Below are 17443 nucleotides of genomic sequence, written 5' to 3' on the forward strand. Positions count from 1 at the left end.
AAGGAAGTTCATAATTTGAAAATCAACTCGCTGACTATAAAATATTAAACTTGAGACTAACTAATAATCTAACAGCCTTGCGTAATAGTCCGTTGCCCAACGAACAGCCAATCGCTCCCTTACATTTCGCACCGGTGCCACTCGCCTTTCATGCTGCCAATGCAACAAATCATTAGCTAGACTGGCGATATCTGCTTTTCCACTAAGTAATCTTAGAGCCCTGACCAGACGTCGATAAAATTCAGGAGTGTCTCTACTCCGTTGCAGTTGGGAAAAGCGCATCTCACTCATCACCGGCCGTCCATTTCCTTCATCAACAGTAGCTAGAGAATGAGCAATTGTTTTCGCCACATCTCTAGGAGTATCACTGCTAACGTGAGCAGCCAAAGTCGCTACAAGTGCAGCATCCTCCAGACGAATATCTTCGTTGTTTTGCCAACGGTCGGGCATTGCCTTCAAAAAACGAATGAATGCTGAAGTAACCAAAGCGTCCATTGGTTCTACAGCACGCCGTAGCCGCGCACGGTCTGCGCGTCCCTCTAACGTATTGAGCCAGGTATGCCATGCACGCAGTTTCGAAACATCTTCACTTTTGAGAAATTGATAACTCGCCATCACGCTCTCTCCTTGCTCAAATTCAGCGTCACTATCCAGTAAATTCACTCTGGCCATACGACTTAACTTGGCTTGTAGACCCTCCCTAGCTCCAAAAACTCTTTTCTGATTTAAATCTTCTACAAAATTGTCAAGTATCCACCGATCAAAACTTTCTTCTGCAACAGTTTTAAGAGTCCTGTACCAGCTTGCTATCATATTTTGTGACACAGATTTTAGTTCTTGAGAGTGTGTGGAGAGGATGCTCAGCATTTTGTAAAATTCCGGCTCAGTAATTCTCCAGAAATTTCGATCAATAAATAAAAGATTGCCTTTAGCTTCTTTATATTGAGGAAACCACACAGATTTGATATAAAAGCGCAGTGCCTTTAACACATCTCTTGCCATCTTTATTAGCAAACTTACTTGCTCAACAAAATGCACTTGTTCGTGCTGCTTTACTAAAATTACAGGCATTTGGTATTCGGACCAATAGCGGGCCTTCATGTTGTCCATGTCATATCCAAAGCACCACAAACTCAGATGATTACCACCAGTCTGTTCATTAATTAATTCACCATACTCCTTATTAAAATAATGCACAGTTGCACTGGCACGATCACCTAGAGTATCGTCATGCCATAACAGGCCAAGCCAGCGTTGATAACCGATTGCATCCCGCTGCCCCTTTAAACTGATTGGTGGGCTCTTTTTCTTTGGATTAAATCGATAGGGTGTTAACGGATGAAGCCAAGCACCATCGTAATTGACACCATAGTTCTTGGATATAAAATGACTAAGTAAAGAAGAAGAGTGCTCGCCGCATAAGTCGCATGAGCCAATATGTAATGTCGCCAGATCCAGGCGAATCCTTCGAGGCATGGACCAGTACATTTGCAAAGGGTGTGTATCTTCGGGGTAAGTAGGCATCCCGTTGGTATTGGAAAGTCGTGTAGGAGCCAGCCAAGGAAAAACACTGGTATCCTTATTACTCGGCCTAGTGGGTATTTCCTCCATTGGTAATACATTCAGCCAGAGCTTTTGCCAGAGACTACTTTCATCTGAAGACGACATTAGCAGCGTGGTTAAAGGGCCCCCGCCACGCAGGCTGGTTCTATGCCCCAGCCCACCTGAAGGGGCATTAATCTGCAAGGTTAAAAGAGCAGTGGCAACACAGCTAGGACACATACCTTGAACCTGGTTACACTTAATAAAGTGATCCAAATTTGCCTTACAGGTTTTATTACCGGGCGCTTCAATCAATAAGGAGACAACCGGCTTGGACTCACCAGTAACCAAACCCAGATCCTGCATAAAAGCTGGCTCGGTCCAAGCCATTAACTCAAACACATTTTCATAGTATGAAAAAACAGCTTTGAGTGACTCTGGTGAAGGGGATTCCTGATATAGCCTCCCCCAAGAATTCACATTTCTCGGTGCAAAAGTAGTCTGTAGCAGGCCAATCAGAAACTGATACAAAGCCCCGCGAAAATCTGCACGTACTGTCACAATATCAAGGATCGCATTATCCCGATCCGTAATCTGCCAAGGGGTGACTTTAACTCTTGCTCCATCCTGACGAATTACCGGTATCCATGAGTCACTAATAAGATTCACTTTGATCCTCCCTGATCAAATACTATCCAGTTTTATTGCAGCAATATTACCAATCCTTTTCATAAGGACCAGAAATTACATTCACCTTGATACTTGGAGGTCTCGCTATAAATATTTGATGGCCTATCGGCTCTCACTAATAGACATTCTAAATTTAATTGATTCTTCTCCCAATAAAATGATCTATCTCAATTAATAGGTATTTTTTTCGTTTATTGACCAGGGCTCTTCATTAATTTAGCAGTAGAGTAACTGTCCAGTTCATTAATATTGCCCTCCTATAGAGACCGAAGTCATTATGGTTATTGGATATTGAACTCACGCCCCTTAAAGTGATGCTATTATTTTCACTAGCTCATCGAGGATTTTGGCTGGTTGGATTTATAAGGCTTATATTAAAAGTTTTAAGCTTCTATCAACGGCCAATGTAAACACCCCTTAAATCTTAAAGAATCTCATTAATCATGGCTTCAACAAACAGGCTTAATAAAAATAAATAATTCTAAAACAGGACCAAGTGGCAACCTTAAGAGATTTTTGAAAACGCTCTTAACTTTTATAAACTACGATATACAGACGATCTATCTAAGACATGTGGTTAAGACATTGCCCCCCAGCAAGCAACACCACAAAATTAAGAAAAATAAAATTTATTCATATAATTGCATTATGCAACTATCAGGGAGTAGTGGCGCTCGAGCGCATTGAAAATAGCAGCTTTATTAAGCTCATGTTCTTATTAAGTGCCAAGCTAATTTGAGATACAACTAAAACCCAAGCTCTACAACTCCATACCAAATATTAAGTAATTACTCAAAGATAGGGGGTCTCATCCTTTTCTCAATACAAGGTAATTTTAGATCCTCAAAGGGTTTAACTTGGGTCTTATAATAAGTCCACAATCAGTAACGGATATTACATTGAAACAGAGTCCGACTATAGGATAGCCGGTATTTCTACCGGCACTATCAATCTACGAACTAAAATACCTCGTAAATATAAACTTCTAAATCTACATCTTGGATCACGTCCATATCACCCTGAATATCGACTGTTAAATTATCGCACTTGCCTTCTGTAATTAAGGTATTATCGATAGTTAAGATTACCTCTTTACGCAAATCTGAAATAGGTACGTTGGTGTAGATATTCTTGTTGTCCCTATCAGCTCCTATTGCAATTTTGCTACCATCCTCAGCAATACAGCTAGCTGTCATCCTGATGTCATAAACAAAATCATAGATCTTGGGACGATCCATGGTATAACAATTTTCTCTGGCGTATGAAGAGCGACAAATGACGTCTGGTTTAATTTCTCCTAGACCTGATACGACTGCGGTAATATCAAAGGTAATTTCCTGTCCACTGTCACCGAAGATTTCAATATTTGCAATGCGCCGGGTATCTGAACTATGGGAAAAATCTGTAACACTATGCTTAACACCAGCAATTGCAACCACTTCCGCAAACAATGGGCTGGAGAGCAAAAAAGCCAACACCAATAACATAACTTTAAAACACTTCATTTTTTATCCTTAAAAAATTAACATACGCAGCGGCAGTATAAATACCCTTTTATTTACTAACAAGTAAATATCGAACTCAGTCAGCTCAATTACATTGACGCACTATAAATCAAAGGATTTCAGTTCAATTATCATTTATGGCGCTGGCAATTAAACGCTGAACTTCACCCCTACTTTACTCTTAATAGAATGTACCGCGGTGCCATTTAGAAATAATCAGACTGGGGAGCTAATTTTACTTAGCTAAACAGAAGAGTTCGGGTTGCTCTCACTCCGAAGAGCACATTAAAGTTTGATTCTATCTGCTGACTTGTAAGAAGCCCCAAGTGCGAACCCTGCAAGTCCCTGGCATAGCTACATAATGAATAACGGCCTCACTTCTTGCAGGGAAAATTTACCTATCTATCATTGGGTGCTAGATAGCCACATACTGTTCGCTAAAGCCTGCCGTCAAACTAAATTATTGACTTACGGATTCTTGAAGTGAAAGTACAGTAACTAGTTTCCCAGCTATATTTAGCTCCGCCAAGACAATTGTGGAACTATGAGCAAGTTTGCCAAACTGAACGGCATAGCAACAAATTCAGCGAATATCCCGCAAAACCCGTAGAGCAACATGCATTACATCCCGCTCCTCAATATGACGGACAACAGAAATTTCATCTTGGGAATGCAGGTAGGTGTTAGGCCTTTGCCCAATTTGAAAGAAGGTATTATTTCTTAACCTGGCTCGCACATGATCGGCGATCCCTTCTGCCTAAATCCCTTTTTGATAATTTCATCACTCTTCCACAGCGGCAGAAAAATTTCAGTCTATTCAAATCTCACCTGGTGTTTTTCAATGTGCTTTCTACCAAAAGAGGCACGCCTCCTGCGAATAGCAAATTTATTCCCGCAACTTTTACTACTTCTGCTATAGGCAATCCCGGAGCCAGCGTTCATTGCTTTGCCTGGAATCGGCATCCACGCGGCCAATACTTTACTCCAGTAGATTTGAGCACAAGCACAACCCCTGGCCATCTGTTAGCCACTGGTCCTTGTCGCTTGGTTTGACCTGCTTGGTTTGGGCATTCAGAGCCATAGTGGTGTTACCAGTTTCTAAATTGAACCAGGTAGCACCAAATATAGCACCGGATGACAACGAACAAGAGCGGGGGGCTGTACCCTCCAGATAGCAAAAAGCCCGGATTTACCGGGCTTTCTGGATGATTCCGAACTTCTTCGGATCTTGATGTGGTGCCCAGGGCGGGACTTGAACCCGCACGAGCATAGCTCACTACCCCCTCAAGATAGCGTGTCTACCAATTCCACCACCTGGGCTTAAAATTTACTGCTGTTCCTCATTTTCCTGATCAGCTTCAGACTCTGTGGAGTCACTGTCAGTGGGAGCCTGGGGAACATCACCAGATTCCAAATCTGCTTCGAGTTGCGGGATATCACTTTCGATTTCGGGCAACTCTGTAGCAGGGGCGCCCTGCTCTATTACAGCAGGTATTTGCGGCAGGTCTGCATCGACATTAGCATCGGCGTTCTGACGAGCCAAAAAGGCCAGCCCCAAACTGGTGACGAAGAATACCGTCGCAAAAATTGCTGTCAAGCGAGAAAAGAAATTTCCGCTACCCTGACTACCAAAAACTGTCTGTGATGCACCCGCACCAAAAGAGGCACCTGCTTCCGCGCCTTTACCTTGTTGCAGCAAAATCAAACCGATAATGCTCAACGCTGTCAGAACGTGTACGACTAATACCAATTTTTCCATTTTCTGGAAACTCTCTGCCGGGGTTGAACCAACCCGTTTTCAGTATTCCCTAACCCACCCGCTGTAATCTAGATTGCAGCGTGGCAAATTGCAGCGAACTCTTTCGCATCAAGCGAGGCTCCACCAACAAGGGCACCGTCAATATCAGCCTGCGCAAACAGCGCGCCGGCATTAGCGGATTTTACACTACCGCCATATAAAATCTGCACTTCAGCACCAATATTACCGAGCTGAGCACGGATAAACTGATGCACACTCTGTGCTTCCTCTGGAGTCGCAGTTTTTCCTGTGCCTATGGCCCAAATTGGCTCATAAGCAACAACAGCGTCTTTCCAGGCGTTTGTATCAATAAGATCACTTATCGCCGCAATTTGTGCAGTAACAACCTCTAGAGTACGCCCCTCTTCCCTCTCTTCAAGGGTTTCTCCCACACACAAAATGGGAATAAGACCAGCCCGCTGAGCAGCAACAAATTTCTTCGCTACCAGCTCATTGGTTTCTGCGTAGAGGCTACGGCGCTCAGAATGACCGACAATTACATATCGGGCATTCCAGTCGAGCAACATGTTTGCAGAAACTTCACCAGTAAAAGCCCCTACGGGCTCCTGGCTCATATTCTGCCCGCCGACCCAAATGCTGCCTTTATCCTTCGCTACCTGAGCAACCAAGGGGAGGTAAGGGAATGGCGGACATACAACAACGTCGGAAGTCACTCCCTCCAGATCGAGGTCTGCAAAAAAATGCTCGGCAAACTCTCGGCTGCCATTCATTTTCCAGTTAGCTGCTACCAGCGGTGTTCGCATGTGTGCTCCTTCAAGGGGCGCAAATCTTAGCGACATTGCCGCCAACATACAACCAAAAATATACGACTTTACCGTATACCCGGCTCAGTCCAGCTTACCAAGCTTTCTTCAATTCGGAATCAGCTATTCCCTATCCGCTCAACCACGGAGGAAATCTGTTTTGCCAATTGTTCAACCAGTGCACTGTCGCGTCCTTCTACCATTACCCGAATCAGTGGCTCAGTGCCTGATGGGCGCAAGAGTACACGTCCACTATCGGCAAGCTGGCCCTCTGCATCGCTAACGGCCGCTCTCACGTCCCGGTGCTCAATTACACCATCTCTATGCCCCAGTCGCACATTAATCATGTGCTGGGGTAGCATTCTCATACGCGATTTGAGCTGATGCAAGGGCTCATTAAATTCACGCAAAGCACGAAGTACCTGAAGTGCAGCAACAATACCATCACCGGTGGTGGAGGCATCAGCACAGATAATATGGCCCGAAGATTCACCACCCAGCATCCAACCATTTGCAGACATTTTCTCCAGGACATAACGATCCCCGACTTTTGCCCGCTCAAATGGGATATTGCGCTCTCGCAAGGCCAGCTCGAACCCATAGTTACTCATTAGGGTGCCGACCACCCCTTTACACCCACCAAGGAACTCTTGCTGGTGCAAGCCGATAATAAAAAGCAACTGGTCGCCATCGACGAGTTCACCGTTACGATCCACAAATAGTACTCGGTCACCATCGCCATCGAATGCAATTCCCAAATCCGCTCCCTGTTCCAGCACTGCCTTCTGGAGCTGCTGGGGTTGGGTCGAGCCGCACTCAAGGTTGATATTCATTCCATCAGGACTGACACCCAAGGCTGTGACCTCGGCTCCAAGCTCACGGAATACTTTCGGGGCAATATGGTATGTCGCTCCATTGGCGCAATCCAATACGATCTTGAGCCCATCGAGGGAGAAGTTCCAGGGAGTAGATGCCTTGCTGAACTCGATATAGCGAGCAGCAGCATCATCAATTCGGTGGGCCTTGCCGAGATCCTTTGCGGTCTCCATAGGCAGGCTCAGCGCCGCCTCAATTTCCATCTCTATCTGATCTGGTAACTTGCTACCCTCAGCACTAAAGAACTTAATACCGTTATCATGGTAAGGGTTGTGAGAGGCACTGATCACAATACCTGCGCGCGCATGGAAAGTCCGGGTTAAGTAGGCGATTGCAGGCGTTGGCATTGGCCCAAGCAATCCCACATCCACGCCGGCATTTATCAAGCCAGCCTCCAGTGCGGCCTCAAACATATAACCGGAAACCCGTGTATCCTTGCCAATCAAAATACAGGGTCTGCCCGGACGCTTCTCGCCAGCCATTTTTCCCAGCACCTTACCGGCAGCATATCCCAATCGCAGCATAAAATCCGGGGTAATCGCGCCTTCACCCACTCGCCCACGGATACCATCAGTGCCAAAAAATTTTCTTTCCATAACTCTTCTCAGTAACGTCAAATACCGCTTTTTTATTTTGCGGAAAATACAGAAATTTCCCAGCGGCTCGGTTTAACTTTGTCAGTGGAACGGGTTAGCCTTCGCGGTCAACCATTTGTTGTAAGCGCAACACATCCACGGTCTCTGCGACGTCATGGACCCGCAGGATCTTAGCTCCTCGCTGCGCAGCCATCATGGCGAGAGCCAGACTTCCAGGCAGCCTTTCATCCACTTCACGTTTTAGCAGCCGCCCGATCATTGACTTGCGAGATAACCCGGCAAGGATAGGAATATTGGAGGGGGCCAGCTGAGATAAACCACGTAATAGTGCTAGGTTATGCGCATCAGTTTTTCCAAAGCCGAAACCCGGATCAATGATAAGCCGCTCGCGTACTATTCCCCGGCTTTCACATATCGCGATTCTCTGCTCCAGATAAGCGGCAACTTCCTCCACTACATTTCCATAGGAAGGCGCCGCCTGCATGCTACCTGGCTGTCCCTGCATATGCATCAGGCAAATTGGTAATCCAGTTTGCGCCGCAGCTTCTAAGGCCCCAGGCCGCTCCAAAGCACGAACATCATTAATTAAGCCTGCCCCAACTTCGGCAGCGGCCTGCATCACCGCAGGAGTACTGCTATCGACAGAAATTACAATTTCAAAGTTCGAGCTAATAGCCTCAACAACTGGAATAACCCGATCTAACTCCTCTTGTTCCGAAACCGGGCTTGCTCCTGGGCGGGTGGACTCACCACCCACATCCAGGATGGCAGCTCCTGCCATCAGCATCTGTTCAGCTCGACACAGAACCAGAGACAGGTCCAGGCTTCCGCCAGCATAGTAGCTGCCGCCGTCAGAGAAAGAGTCCGGTGTTGTATTCAGGACCCCCATAACAACAGGCTGGGATAAGTCCAGCGCATGTTTTCCACAAATAATTTTCATGTCAAAGATAAAAAAACGGAATGCCAGAGCGGAATAGGCATACGCCTTATCTCCGATCGGGCATTCCGTTAGTTATGTCCTTGTAATTCTGTTTGGAGCTCAATGCTCGTTCAGCGGGCCGCCCACGGTATTACTTTTATCGGCTTCGGTAGAAGCTTCATGAGTCTCAGTATCCGCTTCGCCGGTAGAGCTGTTACCGCCAGAACCAAAATTATTGTCCTGCCAGTCCCGCGGCTGGCGTACCTTACGGCGAGCCATCAAATCATCAACTTGCTCTGCATCCAGGGTTTCATATTCCATCAACGCATCTTTCATCGCTTCAAGAATATCCCTGTTTTCCTCGAGCAGTTTACTCGCTCGTTCGTAGCAGCTATCAATAATACGGCGTACTTCCTCATCAATTTCATTGGAGGTCTTACCGGAAACAGGGTTGCCCTGCCCTGGCTGTCCACTGTCATCCTCACCGTAGTGCAGCGGACCCAGTTTCTCGGAAAGCCCCCACTTGGTCACCATATTGCGCGCCAAATCAGTGGCTCGCTCGATATCGTTGGAGGCCCCAGTCGTTACGCCATCGATACCCAAAGTCATTTCCTCAGCGATACGCCCACCAAACAGAGAGCACAACTGCGATTCAATCGCACGCTTGGAAAGGCTGTACTTATCTTCTTCTGGTAGGAACTGGGTGACTCCAAGCGCGCGGCCACGAGGAATAATGGTTACCTTATGTACAGGGTCATGCTCCGGCACCAGGCGGCCAATAATAGCGTGACCAGCTTCATGGTAAGCAGTATTCACTTTTTCCTTTTCATTCATAACCATGGACTTACGCTCGGCACCCATCATGATCTTGTCACGGGCACGTTCGAACTCTTCCATAGTCACAGTGCGCTTGTTTGCACGAGCAGCAAACAAGGCTGCCTCATTTACCAGGTTGGCCAAATCAGCACCGGAAAAGCCGGGAGTCCCACGAGCAATAGTCTGGGCATTGACCTTGTCATCCAGAGGCACCTTGCGCATGTGCACTTTAAGGATCTGCTCACGTCCACGGATATCAGGCAGACCCACAAATACTTGACGATCAAAACGGCCGGGGCGCAAAAGGGCATGGTCAAGCACATCAGGGCGGTTAGTTGCGGCAATAACAATCACCCCTTCACTACCCTCAAAACCATCCATCTCCACTAGCAACTGGTTCAGTGTCTGCTCGCGCTCATCGTGGCCACCGCCCACACCGGCACCACGGTGGCGACCAACAGCATCAATCTCATCGATAAAGATGATACAGGGGGCCTGCTTCTTGGCCTGTTCAAACATATCGCGTACGCGGGAAGCACCCACACCGACAAACATCTCTACAAAGTCGGAACCTGAAATAGAGAAAAATGGTACTTTGGCCTCACCGGCAATAGCCTTAGCCAGCAGAGTCTTACCAGTACCAGGAGGACCGCACATCAAGACCCCACGTGGAATGTTGCCGCCCAAGCGCTGGAACTTGGTCGGGTCACGCAGGAACTCAACTAACTCCTGCACTTCCTCTTTTGCTTCATCCACACCCGCAACGTCGGCAAAGGTGGTTTTGATTTGATCTTCGCCCAACAAACGCGCCTTGCTCTTGCCAAAGGCCATTGGGCCAGAGCGCCCACCGGCACCGCCCTGCATCTGGCGCATAAAGAACATAAATACAGCGATGATGATTAGAATCGGGAAACTGGCAACCAACAGCTGCTGCCAGATGCTGGGGGACTCCGGCTCACGACCGACGAACTGCACATTGCTGCGCACTAGCTCATTAGTGAGTTCATCATCAATGATTTGTGGCTGGATAGTCTTAAAGCGGTTGCCATCCGCCTTCTCCCCGGTGATCACCAGGCCATCTACAACCACACTTTTTATCTGGCCCGACTGCACATCCTGAACAAAGTCGGAATAGCTGAGAGCCTCATCCCGTGACTGCGGTTTAAAGTTCTGAAATACCATCAGCAGCACCGCCGCGATGATCAACCACAGTACAAGGTTCTTTGCCATATCATTCAAAGGGATAGCCCTCTCGCTTTCGCACTCAAAATCCGTTCATCCGGCAACGCCGGTCACATCGACACTGATTCAAACCAGTATAGGTGCGGGGGTCAACAGCCCTGCCCCCGATCTTGGTATCGCTTATACCATATCGGGCGCCCAGACCAGAAATACACCGCTCGCCTCAACCGCCCTTAAAACCACGCGCTACCAAGTAGACTTCGCGGGAGCGGGGCCTGGAAGCACCGGGCTTACGGGTCACAACACTGTTGTAGCTGCCGCGTAGATCGCGAATCAGCTCGTCAAAACCCTCGCCCTGGAACACCTTGGCAACGAAGGCCCCGCCGGGTTTCAGAACCTGGCGAGCCATATCCACAGCCAATTCCACCAAATACATGGAGGCGGGCTGATCCACGTCGCGTATCCCACTCATATTGGGGGCCATATCGGAAATCACAAGGTCTGCCAGATCATCACCTAAGTGTTGCAGCAGCTCATTGAGCACTGACTCCTCGGTAAAGTCGCCTTGTACAAAGTCCACTCCCGCCAGAGGGTCCATAGGCAATATGTCAGACGCCAAAACCCGGCCTTTGTGCCCCACCAGCTCCATTGCGACCTGGGACCAGCCACCCGGCGCCGCTCCCAGGTCGACAACCGTCATGCCCGGTTTGAACAAGCGGTCCTTATTGTGCAGCTCCTGCAGCTTGTAGCTGGCACGGGAGCGGTAGCCCTCTTTTTGGGACTGCTTGACGTACTGGTCATTAAAATGTTCACGCAACCAACGGTGGCTGCTCTTAGATCGGCCCATCAGGTACAATGCCTACAATCACTACAGCTTAATTATAAGAGCGGCCACAGACCGCGCATGTCCCAAACGTCTGCTGGTGACAATCGAGGTCTGTGGCTGCTTCCACATCGATATCCACAAAGTGGTAATGGAGTATTGTATGCCTTTAACCGCCGACCGCAAAAAAGCTCTTCGCTCTCTCGGTCACAACCTGAAACCCGTGGTGACTGTAGCCGGCAATGGGCTCAGCGATGGCGTGATGGAAGAACTGGAGCGTGCGCTTGAAGATCACGAGCTGATCAAGGTCAAATTAATGATTGCCGACCGTGAAGTTCGCCACCAGATCGTGGGCGACCTCTGTGCGAAATCCTCCTCGGAACTGGTGCAAGAGATTGGCAAGATTGCATTGATTTACCGTGCGGCGCAGAAGCCGGATGTTAAGAAATCCAACTTATTGCGTTAATTTTTTGGAGCGGCAAATGCCGCTCCAAAAAATCACCTCGAAGCTATCAATACCCTGCTAAACCAGCGAAATTATTGCCTTTCCCTTCCAGGCTCCAGAACTCAACTAATATCCTACTCTGCCGGTGAAGGATCTGTATTATCAGGGATATTATCCCCATCAGTGTCAGGATTAATGGGGTTTGTACCCAGCTCAAATTCCAGGGCATTCGTCAGGCCATCGCCATCGGGGTCTTCACCACGATCCTCTGGGCGACTGGCATCCAGGCCGTATTGGTTCTCCCAAAATGTAGGAAGGCCATCTCCATCAAAATCATGGCGATACTGCGAGTTGGTTGGGAAGCGATCTTCGCCATCCTCTACCCAGTCACCATCGCTATCACGCTCTTGCGGGTTAGTGCCCAGCTGGTATTCCTGCAGGTTGCTGAGACCATCGTAATCTTCATCAAAAATAGCATCAGTGGGATCATCACTACGGAGGCCATGTTCCTGTTCCCATTCGTCCGCCATGCCATCGCCGTCTTCATCACGACTGTAGCGGGCATCGGTTGGCAATAAGTCCTGGCCATCTGCAACACCATCATGATCGCTGTCTGGATCACGCGGGTCGGTGCCGGCTTGGTACTCTTGTAAATTCGTCAGGCCGTCACTGTCGGTATCTTCCACTGCATCACCGGCATCACCATCATTAAAGTGATGCTCCTGTTCCCACAATTCCGGCAGGCCATCGCCGTCATGATCAAAACGATAAGCGGCATTTAGCGGTGCGATATCTTCGCCATCTTTAATACCATCAAAGTCACTGTCACTAAGATCTATTCGGGTGCCTGCTTGGTATTCCTGCAAATTGGTGAGACCATCAAAATCATTATCCTGAGTTGCATCTTGAGCATCGTCATCATTCAAACCACGGCTGACTTCCCAGGAGGCGGGGATGCCGTCACCGTCATGATCCCAGTTCTTATTTGGGTCTAGTGGCCACCAGTCTTCACTATCACGGGCGCTGTCCCCATCAGTGTCAGGATTAATGGGGTTTGTACCCAGCTCAAATTCCAGGGCATTCGTCAGGCCATCGCCATCGGGGTCTTCACCACGATCCTCTGGGCGACTGGCATCCAGGCCGTATTGGTTCTCCCAAAATGTAGGAAGGCCATCTCCATCAAAATCATGGCGATACTGCGAGTTGGTTGGGAAGCGATCTTCGCCATCCTCTACCCAGTCACCATCGCTATCACGCTCTTGCGGGTTAGTGCCCAGCTGGTATTCCTGCAGGTTGCTGAGACCATCGTAATCTTCATCAAAAATAGCATCAGTGGGATCATCGCTACGGAGGCCATGTTCCTGTTCCCATTCGTCCGCCATGCCATCGCCGTCTTCATCACGACTGTAGCGGGCATCGGTTGGCAATAAGTCCTGGCCATCTGCAACACCATCATGATCGCTGTCTGGATCACGCGGGTCGGTGCCGGCTTGGTACTCTTGTAAATTCGTCAGGCCGTCACTGTCGGTATCTTCCGCTGCATCACCGGCATCGCCATCATTAAAGTGATGCTCCTGTTCCCACAATTCCGGCAGGCCATCGCCGTCATGATCAAAACGATAAGCGGCATTTAGCGGTGCGATATCTTCGCCATCTTTAATACCATCAAAGTCACTGTCACTAAGATCTATTCGGGTGCCTGCTTGGTATTCCTGCAAATTGGTGAGACCATCAAAATCATTATCCTGAGTTGCATCTTGAGCATCGTCATCATTCAAACCACGGCTGACTTCCCAGGAGGCGGGGATGCCGTCACCGTCATGATCCCAGTTCTTATTTGGGTCTAGTGGCCACCAGTCTTCACTATCACGGGCGCTGTCCCCATCAGTGTCAGGATTAATGGGGTTTGTACCCAGCTCAAATTCCAGGGCATTCGTCAGGCCATCGCCATCGGGGTCTTCACCACGATCCTCTGGGCGACTGGCATCCAGGCCGTATTGGTTCTCCCAAAATGTAGGAAGGCCATCTCCATCAAAATCATGGCGATACTGCGAGTTGGTTGGGAAGCGATCTTCGCCATCCTCTACCCAGTCACCATCGCTATCACGCTCTTGCGGGTTAGTGCCCAGCTGGTATTCCTGCAGGTTGCTGAGACCATCGTAATCTTCATCAAAAATAGCATCAGTGGGATCATCGCTACGGAGGCCATGTTCCTGTTCCCATTCGTCCGCCATGCCATCGCCGTCTTCCTCACGACTGTAGCGAGCATCGGTTGGCAATAAGTCCTGGCCATCTGCAACACCATCATGATCGCTGTCTGGATCACGCGGGTCGGTGCCAGATTGGTACTCTTGTAAATTCGTCAGGCCGTCACTGTCGGTATCTTCCGCTGCATCACCGGCATCGCCATCATTAAAGTGATGCTCCTGTTCCCACAATTCCGGCAGGCCATCACCGTCATGATCAAAACGATAAGCGGCATTTAGCGGTGCGATATCTTCGCCATCTTTAATACCGTCAAAGTCACTGTCACTAAGATCTATTCGGGTGCCTGCTTGGTATTCCTGCAAATTGGTGAGGCCATCAAAATCATTATCCTGAGTTGCATCTTGAGCATCGTCATCATTCAAACCACGGCTGACTTCCCAGGAGGCGGGGATGCCGTCACCGTCATGATCCCAGTTCTTATTTGGGTCTAGTGGCCATAAATCCAAACCATCTGGCACACCATCAAAATCGGTGTCTTCTTTTCTTGGGTTGGTCCTAAGTTGGAACTCAGCCAAATTGGAGAGCGTATCCATATCCAAACTAGTAAGGGCATCATCTGCTGAGTAAATATTCAACCCATAAGCGCTCTCCCAGTAATCAGGCATGCCATCCATATCAGAGTCAAAACTATCGGCATAAGACCAACTACTGAAGACTGACGCAGTGAAAAGTAAAGAAAAGGAACAAGATACAGAGAATGGTACAAAACGATTCAGATCGCGACGGCGCATGGCTTCCAGCCCCCGATTATTTAAGCCTTATTTCACCTAGCAATTCCCAACAGGTGAACATCCAGATTGAAGTTTGGCGCCAATATATCTCAATCCAAAATATAAAAATACCATTTAGCTTGCACAAAATAAAATCAAATTAATAGATTTATACCAATTTGAAAGAAAAATCCTAGAATTTCAATAACTGTAGGGCAGAAAATAAGAGGCAAATTGTTAAGCGCCCCAAGAATTCAAACCAGTTGCTTTCTTATAAAAATAGCGAAAGAAAGGAAAACGGAAAAGAAAATATATTTTCAGAGGAGTAGAAAAGCACTATTGATTACTGGGTGCACAGTATAGAAAAATGAGAAGGCTATACCTCATTGCCTTCTTCATTTACAGCTATTGAATATTACTTTTTAACTTACAAGAAACTTGTAATTCCCATAGCTTTCCATCAGTAAGACGCTCCAGCAAGCAACTATCTCCATCAGAAACAAGCTGAAATTTAGTTGGCCGGCTATACTCACGACCAATACTTCTCATTTGCTTACGGCCAGGCTCAACAACCAGCAAGCTTTCATAAGTAAGCGCCTCAACTCCAACAGTTACCTGTATACCTCCCATAGCCTGAGAAACAACTCGCTGTAGTTCACTGTGCGCTTGTGGACTCATCTCATCAATCAGAGCGGGTTGAAGGCTTTCAGATACCCGCTGAACTCCACAACCTAAGCATACTAGAGCGATTAATAGTAACTTTGTTGTAATCAAGGCTTTCACTTTTACCTCACCATAATACGGTTACTGCGAGAAATCTCTTTTGGTACACTTACATTTGATTCAAGTAATCGATTGCTTGTACCAAATTCAGAGAACGCTTTCACCGCAACATCACCGCAGTCACCGCCCTCAATATAATTAAGCGCTGCAGCAAATCGCGCCTCATTCACATCCCCCAATAAATGATCAAAATCGTCGTCCACCTCACAACCTGGTAAATCTGCTTCAGTACCAAATGGGCCATTAGGAACAAATCCATCCGAATATTCACCAAATCCCTTGGCATTGGCACCAGAAAACTGGATTGTGAAATAAGTAGTGCCACAATTATCTAGGGGATAAAAACCGTAAGGCTTACCACAGGTGGTCTCACCGATCTGGATTACTTCCACATCCACTCCCCGCAATCCATTAATAATGGCTTCACTGGCTGAACATGTATTACCACTAGTCAAAACAAATAATCGCGGGAGATTCAGGGTCGGGAGCGGATATCCTTTTAAGGAATCATCAGCAAGTCCCAAAGCAGAAGTATGAAATGGAGTTGGATCAAGAGGTGCCCCAGTAACCGGGTTTATTTCTGGGTGTTGATCATTGAACTGCATATGTTCAAATGATTGCCCAACACTATTATCGCCAGCAATCATATAGGCTAATTCAGCCGCAATATCCAGGTAGCCTCCACCGTTGTAGCGAAGATCCAAAATCAGATCATCAATACCTTCAGATTCAAGCTCAGTAATCGCATCAATCAATTCTCCCTCTGCCTTGGCAATATGGTCATTAAACAGCATATAACCCACTTTACGATCAGAGTCAGTGGTTTCCACCTTCACATGCTGCACGGGATCTGACTCAACCTCGGCCGATACTAAAGTAACTGTCACAGGGTCAGAGGCACCCAAAGGTAGTATTTTAAACTCGTGAGACTCACCTGATTTAGCGGGCCACATGCCTTCATTCAATGTATCGACATCGCTACCATTAGCCAGGTCAACGCCGTCAACACTAATAACTTCAGCGCCGCGAGTAATGGCATCCGGCAGGCTGCTATCTTCCTGATCAAGGTAAGCAACTAGCGCTTTGCGTGGCGGTTCGCTCGATATCAATGCCCATTGCACACCATAGCCAATATATATCCCGGACTCGCTTTGAGATAGCCATTCATCCGTCGGCTCAGTGAAGTGAAAACGATCTTTTTCTCGGCCAGAGGGGGTTAAAGCGAATGTTCGCAACTCCTCAAAATAAGTCAGAGAGCTATCAAATCTCGCAGGATCCTTATCTTCGATTTCGTCATACCAAAGATAGAGTTCATTACTCATTGAACGCAGCCAGTTATTTTCATCCTGGCGTGTGCCCAATACATCAGCATAAGCAGATCCGGTTATAGGATCAGTGCCACTACGCGGTGAAACACAACGGTCGGTGAAAGTTGAGACTGGCAGAAAATTACCCTTTTCCCAGGAGCCACCAACAGGAGTAGGGTTCTCCACGCCAGTAGCCCCCCCTTCCGAGTCACTACTCCCACTTCCACAAGCCGCAAGCCCAAAGGCTCCAAGGGCAATAGCTCCCACCAAGGCCAATTTATGCAAATGGATCCCCATCCCCAGACTCCCACTTATTATTTTTCGTGAAGATATGCAAAGGACTGGAGGTTATCATTAATCAGTAAGCCGAGCGATAGCCTAATTATTACTGAAAATAAATAGCTTTCCGTGAGAAAAGA

12 protein-coding genes and 1 tRNA gene are annotated in these 17443 nt (G+C 47.7%); 1 reads left to right on the plus strand and 12 read right to left on the minus strand.

Annotated elements, in window-relative coordinates:
- Window positions 1-60 precede the first annotated feature (60 nt).
- From casA to rlmE, 9 genes are all read right to left on the minus strand, one after another.
- A complete protein-coding gene (casA, locus tag ACJJI7_RS02740) occupies window positions 61-2211 on the minus strand; it encodes a type I-E CRISPR-associated protein Cse1/CasA (RefSeq protein WP_282952509.1) in 2151 nt (716 codons plus the stop codon).
- Window positions 2212-3191: 980 nt separating this feature from the next.
- Window positions 3192-3737: a hypothetical protein gene (locus ACJJI7_RS02745; protein WP_282952508.1), complete on the minus strand. Its 546-nt coding sequence runs from the start codon at window positions 3735-3737 to the stop codon at window positions 3192-3194.
- Between the two features lie 1234 nt (window positions 3738-4971).
- Window positions 4972-5057, minus strand: a tRNA-Leu gene (locus ACJJI7_RS02750).
- A gap of 7 nt (window positions 5058-5064) precedes the next feature.
- A complete protein-coding gene (gene secG / locus ACJJI7_RS02755; protein WP_020412380.1) occupies window positions 5065-5496 on the minus strand; it encodes a preprotein translocase subunit SecG in 432 nt (143 codons plus the stop codon).
- 68 nt (window positions 5497-5564) lie between these two features.
- The gene (gene tpiA, locus ACJJI7_RS02760; protein ID WP_020412379.1) at window positions 5565-6299 is read right to left on the minus strand and encodes a triose-phosphate isomerase; all 735 of its coding nucleotides are present in this window, start codon (window positions 6297-6299) and stop codon (window positions 5565-5567) included.
- 119 nt (window positions 6300-6418) lie between these two features.
- Complete coding sequence (gene glmM, locus ACJJI7_RS02765; RefSeq protein WP_020412378.1) at window positions 6419-7771, minus strand: phosphoglucosamine mutase; 1353 nt, start codon at window positions 7769-7771, stop codon at window positions 6419-6421.
- Window positions 7772-7865: 94 nt separating this feature from the next.
- Window positions 7866-8711 (minus strand): dihydropteroate synthase, encoded by an 846-nt coding sequence (gene folP, locus ACJJI7_RS02770; protein ID WP_020412377.1) that lies wholly within the window; start codon window positions 8709-8711, stop codon window positions 7866-7868.
- A 99-nt stretch (window positions 8712-8810) separates the two neighbouring features.
- Window positions 8811-10736: an ATP-dependent zinc metalloprotease FtsH gene (gene ftsH, locus ACJJI7_RS02775; RefSeq protein WP_020412376.1), complete on the minus strand. Its 1926-nt coding sequence runs from the start codon at window positions 10734-10736 to the stop codon at window positions 8811-8813.
- 175 nt (window positions 10737-10911) lie between these two features.
- Window positions 10912-11535: a 23S rRNA (uridine(2552)-2'-O)-methyltransferase RlmE gene (rlmE, locus tag ACJJI7_RS02780; protein ID WP_020412375.1), complete on the minus strand. Its 624-nt coding sequence runs from the start codon at window positions 11533-11535 to the stop codon at window positions 10912-10914.
- Window positions 11536-11674: 139 nt separating this feature from the next.
- On the opposite strand from rlmE, the gene yhbY reads away from it, so the two are divergent.
- Window positions 11675-11977 (plus strand): ribosome assembly RNA-binding protein YhbY, encoded by a 303-nt coding sequence (gene yhbY, locus ACJJI7_RS02785; RefSeq protein ID WP_020412374.1) that lies wholly within the window; start codon window positions 11675-11677, stop codon window positions 11975-11977.
- 113 nt (window positions 11978-12090) lie between these two features.
- Here the strand turns inward: yhbY and ACJJI7_RS02790 are convergent, their stop codons facing one another.
- From ACJJI7_RS02790 to ACJJI7_RS02800, 3 genes are all read right to left on the minus strand, one after another.
- Window positions 12091-14955, minus strand: coding sequence for a hypothetical protein (locus ACJJI7_RS02790; protein WP_444901010.1), 2865 nt, complete (start codon window positions 14953-14955; stop codon window positions 12091-12093).
- A 384-nt stretch (window positions 14956-15339) separates the two neighbouring features.
- Window positions 15340-15717 carry a hypothetical protein gene (locus ACJJI7_RS02795; RefSeq protein ID WP_444901009.1) on the minus strand — a complete coding sequence of 126 codons (378 nt, stop codon included), beginning with the start codon at window positions 15715-15717 and terminating at the stop codon, window positions 15340-15342.
- A 2-nt stretch (window positions 15718-15719) separates the two neighbouring features.
- Entirely contained in the window at window positions 15720-17321 is a 1602-nt protein-coding gene (locus tag ACJJI7_RS02800; protein WP_353375723.1) for a S41 family peptidase, read from the minus strand.
- Window positions 17322-17443: the final 122 nt, after the last annotated feature.

This window comes from Microbulbifer variabilis (genome assembly GCF_056232115.1).

What these genes read in the sequence shown, in the direction of transcription:
- glmM (WP_020412378.1), bottom strand. Translation starts at nt 7,771, where the DNA reads ATGGAAAGAAAATTTTTTGGCACTGATGGTATCCGTGGGCGAGTGGGT.
- folP (WP_020412377.1), bottom strand. Translation starts at nt 8,711, where the DNA reads ATGAAAATTATTTGTGGAAAACATGCGCTGGACTTATCCCAGCCTGTT.
- ACJJI7_RS02790 (WP_444901010.1), bottom strand. Translation starts at nt 14,955, where the DNA reads ATGCGCCGTCGCGATCTGAATCGTTTTGTACCATTCTCTGTATCTTGT.
- ACJJI7_RS02745 (WP_282952508.1), bottom strand. Translation starts at nt 3,737, where the DNA reads ATGAAGTGTTTTAAAGTTATGTTATTGGTGTTGGCTTTTTTGCTCTCC.
- secG (WP_020412380.1), bottom strand. Translation starts at nt 5,496, where the DNA reads ATGGAAAAATTGGTATTAGTCGTACACGTTCTGACAGCGTTGAGCATT.
- rlmE (WP_020412375.1), bottom strand. Translation starts at nt 11,535, where the DNA reads ATGGGCCGATCTAAGAGCAGCCACCGTTGGTTGCGTGAACATTTTAAT.
- yhbY (WP_020412374.1), top strand. Translation starts at nt 11,675, where the DNA reads ATGCCTTTAACCGCCGACCGCAAAAAAGCTCTTCGCTCTCTCGGTCAC.
- tpiA (WP_020412379.1), bottom strand. Translation starts at nt 6,299, where the DNA reads ATGCGAACACCGCTGGTAGCAGCTAACTGGAAAATGAATGGCAGCCGA.
- ftsH (WP_020412376.1), bottom strand. Translation starts at nt 10,736, where the DNA reads ATGGCAAAGAACCTTGTACTGTGGTTGATCATCGCGGCGGTGCTGCTG.
- ACJJI7_RS02800 (WP_353375723.1), bottom strand. Translation starts at nt 17,321, where the DNA reads ATGGGGATCCATTTGCATAAATTGGCCTTGGTGGGAGCTATTGCCCTT.